The sequence below is a fragment of the Actinocrinis sp. genome, from assembly GCF_035605935.1.
In the GTDB taxonomy this organism is placed as follows: domain Bacteria; phylum Actinomycetota; class Actinomycetes; order Streptomycetales; family Catenulisporaceae; genus Actinocrinis.
Genome location: NZ_DATNGK010000236.1, coordinates 1 through 3,973, shown reverse-complemented (window position 1 = coordinate 3,973; position 3,973 = coordinate 1). Strand labels below are relative to the sequence as shown.

The following is a 3,973-nucleotide window of genomic DNA, read 5'->3' as shown; positions in this document are numbered from 1 at the left end:
GCCGTCACCGCCGCGCGCATGGCACTGCGCGGCGACGGCCGCCATCACGTCTCGCTGGACAAGGTCATCAAGACCATGAAGGAGACCGGCGCCGACATGAAGGTCAAGTACAAGGAGACCGCGCGCGGCGGCCTCGCGGTCAACGTCATCGAGTGCTAGGCCAACGGCGCTGACTGGGTATTCGACTAGGTCGCCAAGACCACCGAGGGCTTCTGGGCTACGGCGGCCAGCAAGTTGTAACGGCTCACGTCGCCGCCGAGTGGGTCGTGATCGTCATCGGGCCGCCAGCGGATTACGTCGACAAGGCCCGGCTCAAGCAGTTCGTAGCCGCTCAGCAGCGCACCGATCTGCGCGCGGGAACGGAAGTTCATCCCGTGCGTCGCGCCGCTGTTGTAGACGCTCGCTGCCTCGCGCATGGTCTCCGGGTGGTAGTCGCTGGTGGCGTGCGAGACCACCAGGTGAGAGCCAGGCGCGCTCGCGTCGCGGTACGCGGCCACCAGGGCCGCCGGGTCGTCGGTGTCCGGCACGAAGTGCAGCATCGCGACCATCAGCACCCCGACCGGGCGACTCAGGTCCAGGCAGCGCGCCACTTCGGCGCTGTCAAGCACGGCCTGCGGCGCGCGCAGATCCGCGTGCAGGATCTCGACTCCGCTGGTCGTATCCAGCAGTGATCGTCCGAACTCGACGGTCACCGGGTCGACATCCACGTACACCACCCGTGCGCTCGGGTTGATCTTCCGCGCGGTCTCATGGGTGCAGCCTTGCGTCGGCAGGCCGGATCCCAGGTCGAGATACTGGTCAACGCCAGCCGCGGTGAGCGCTCGTACCGCCCGCACCAGGAATTTCCGGTTGGCCCGCGCGATCTCCGGCATGTCCGGCAGCACCTGCATGTACCGCTCGGCCAGTTCCCGGTCGGGGGCGAAGTTGTGGCTGCCCCCGAGGAAATAGTCGTACATGCGCGCAGGACTTGGCCGCTCGACGTCCGCGTCCTGCGGTGACCAGCCAGCGTCTTGAGCCACAACTTCCCCTTCGAAGACGGGCGAACGTACTCACCGTGCGCTGCCTATGATGGCGCGACTCGACTGAGCAGCGTAGGCGCGGCTGCGGCCGGCCTTGGAACTGTGACAGGGCTCGTACCGTCCTTACCACGGACGGCGGCGTACGGCCCGGCAACTGCTCGCCGCCACAGTTCGGCCCCGGATGTTCCGGGGACGCTTCAAAGCCAAGGGAGCACCATCACATGCGTAGAAAACTAGCGATCCGACTGACCGCGCTCGCGGCGGGCAGCGCTAGCGCAGTACTCATGGCTGTCACCCCGGCGCACGCCATCGCCGACGGAACCCCCGCTACCCCGGGTCAGTATCCGTTCGCCGCCAAGTTCACGATGACCCACATTCCCAGGCCGGACGGCACCTTCTACAACAGCGCCTGCTCCGGTGCGCTGGTCGCGCCGAACTTCGTGCTCACGGCCGGCCACTGCTTCCACGACGTCAACCGGGTGCGGGTCAGCGGCCCGCCGCAGTATGCGACGACGGTGACCGTGGGCACGGTGGATCTGTCTGCCAGCCCGGGCGAGACGCGCAACGTCGTCAACGTGTGGCAGTCGCCGGTCAACGACATCGCGCTGGTCAAGCTGGACGCGCCGATCCGGGACATCGCCCCGCTGGCGGTCTCCCCGATCGCGCCGCACGTTGGCGAGCAGCTGACGATGGCCGGGTGGGGCGCGACCTCGGACGTGAACGCGACGCCCGGTACGGTGCTCAACACCGGCGAGGTGGCGGTCGGCGAGGTGGACGCGGACACCATCGGCGTGCACGGGGTCTCTCCGTCGCCGGACACCAGCTCGTGCCTGTATGACTCGGGTATGCCGTACTTCATCCCGGCCGGCACGAAGACCGGGGTGCTGGTGTCGGTCGAAAGCACCGGCCCGAGCTGCCCGCACGACCAGCTGGAGACCACGGCCCGCGCCGACGTGGTCTTCCAGTGGATCTACCAGAACATCGCCCAGAACGCCGGCTAGGCGCGGCGCGGCGGCCCGTCTCGGCAGATGCCGGGGCGGGCCGCTCAGCATCGGGCTTCGCATATCCAACCAGGCTGCTGATTTAGGCACCGGCGGTCCGCCCGTCGCGCCGCCGCAGCCGCGCCGCGCCGCGCCGCAGACTGGCGGCAGAAGCTAGAGTCCCTGCATGACGCAGAGCACATGGACACTGCTGGACGAGTCACATCAGGCGTTTCGGACCGTGGTTGCGGGCGTGCCGGTGAGCGGATGGAACCTGCCGACTCCCTGCGAACAATGGAACGTGACGCAAGTCCTCCAGCACGCTGCGGGAGACCAGTTGGCGTACGCCGCGAAGCTCACCGGCGGCCCAGGGCCCGATGGCGATCCGTTCGCTCCCTCCGGTGCAATCAGCGCAGACCCGTCCGTACTCCTGGACTCCGCGCTGAGCACTGCGGCGAATGCGTTCGCAGCGATCGAGCCGGACGACGCAGAGGTGCCTGTCCCGCTGCCGCCCTTCAAACTGCCCGCACCCTCGGCGGTCGCTGCGGCCGCCCTGGACGCCGCGGTGCACGCATGGGACATCGCGGTCGCGACCGGCCAGCCCTCGCCGCTCACTGCGACCCTTGCCCAAGCGCTGCGGCCGACCGCGGACGCGCTCGTAGAACCGCTGCGCGGCTTCGCCTTTGGCCCGGCGGTGGAATCGGATGAGTCGGCGGCGGGCGCGGATGACGCTGTCGCGCTGCTCAACTTCCTCGGGCGCCGCGCGGACTGGACTGCCTAGCGCGAGGACGTACCGGACGCACTAGTACGACAGGGCCGGACCGGACTCCCTAGCGCGACGGGGACTGGGACGGCGTCGGCACCGGTGCCGGTGACGCCGAGCAGCCGGTCATGTACCGGGGCACGATGCCGCTTCCGGTCGCGAGCGCGGGCCCGCACGGTGCGGCCAGGCCGAAGAAGTCCTGGTCGATGTTGATTGTGACGGCTCCGTACGTCGCGTTCGCGCCGCCTTGGAACTGGTGCACTCGGTGTCCGCCCCAGTGGTCGGCCGGATCCGCACCCGGATCGTCGTCCGCCGTGCTGTTCCAGTTGGCGACGTCGATCACGTCCGGCTCGGTTACCGTGCCCCAGTCGGCGTTCAGCGCGCCGACCGCGCCGCTCTCGTTTCCGTAGACCGCTGCTCGGTAGTGCAGCGCGTGCAACTCGGCGGTCCAGGCGCCCAGGAACGTCTGCGCCGCAGCCGTCTGCGCGCTCGTGTAGTCACCGCCCTCCATGTCGTAGTACAGCACCGCGCCCTGACCGATCCCGAGTGAAGACGCCTGAATCGCGGCATCATCGGCGCTAGCTTTGCCCTGCGCCGCGGCGGCGTTTGTGACGTCGCCGTAGGCAATCTGCGGGCCGACATACAGCGGCAGCATCCGCCACCCCGCGCTCGCCTCGGCGCTCACCCACGACGCCGTCAAATTCGGCTGCGTACACGCCCGTTCGGCTCCACCGATATACACGCCTACCGCGCCGAACGGCGATCCGCCCCACGCGTTCATCTGCGCGGTGCTCGGAGCGGTGCAAGCATCGAAGCCAAGGCCCTTATAGGCCTGCGTCATCACGGCGACTCCACCCGGCGACACGCGGCCCTGAACCGGCGCGAGATTCGCCGCGATCCGCTGTGCGACCACGGCAGTGGAGGCCGAGTCGGCAGCACCGGACACGGTCGGCGCCGGCACACCGGCAGCCGAAAGGAGTGCCACGACGGATGACCGGTCGCTGTCAGTACCGTACGACGCGGTGATCTGCACGCCCCGCAGCGTGGCCGTGATCCGCTGGTCCACCGCGTCATCGACTGCGCTCGCCTTCGTCGCGCCGGACGATGGCGCGACAAGCACCGCACTGCGAACCGCGCCGCCGGTCGCGGTGCACCGCTGAGCGGCCGACGGGCTGCCGTAGTACACAGCGTGCACGTCGAACCGCACGCAC

General features: G+C 69.1%; 5 protein-coding genes. 3 read left to right on the top strand and 2 right to left on the bottom strand.

The window, feature by feature from the left end:
* The coding region (locus VN779_RS19010; protein WP_325725203.1) for an L-serine ammonia-lyase, iron-sulfur-dependent, subunit alpha at positions 1-159 on the top strand (159 nt) is incomplete at its 5' end.
* A gap of 26 nt (positions 160-185) precedes the next feature.
* Here VN779_RS19010 and VN779_RS19005 read toward each other — a convergent pair.
* A complete protein-coding gene (locus VN779_RS19005; protein ID WP_325725201.1) occupies positions 186-1,019 on the bottom strand; it encodes an SAM-dependent methyltransferase in 834 nt (277 codons plus the stop codon).
* Between the two features lie 221 nt (positions 1,020-1,240).
* Between VN779_RS19005 and VN779_RS19000 the strand changes: the two genes are divergently transcribed.
* Complete coding sequence (locus VN779_RS19000; RefSeq protein ID WP_325725199.1) at positions 1,241-2,020, top strand: S1 family peptidase; 780 nt, start codon at positions 1,241-1,243, stop codon at positions 2,018-2,020.
* Positions 2,021-2,186: 166 nt separating this feature from the next.
* Positions 2,187-2,780, top strand: coding sequence for a TIGR03086 family metal-binding protein (locus tag VN779_RS18995; RefSeq protein WP_325725197.1), 594 nt, complete (start codon positions 2,187-2,189; stop codon positions 2,778-2,780).
* 49 nt (positions 2,781-2,829) lie between these two features.
* Here VN779_RS18995 and VN779_RS18990 read toward each other — a convergent pair.
* Positions 2,830-3,973: glycoside hydrolase domain-containing protein (locus VN779_RS18990; RefSeq protein ID WP_325725195.1), on the bottom strand; the 1,144-nt coding region annotated here is incomplete at its 5' end.

What these genes read in the sequence shown, in the direction of transcription:
- VN779_RS18995 (WP_325725197.1), top strand. Translation starts at nt 2,187, where the DNA reads ATGACGCAGAGCACATGGACACTGCTGGACGAGTCACATCAGGCGTTT.
- VN779_RS19000 (WP_325725199.1), top strand. Translation starts at nt 1,241, where the DNA reads ATGCGTAGAAAACTAGCGATCCGACTGACCGCGCTCGCGGCGGGCAGC.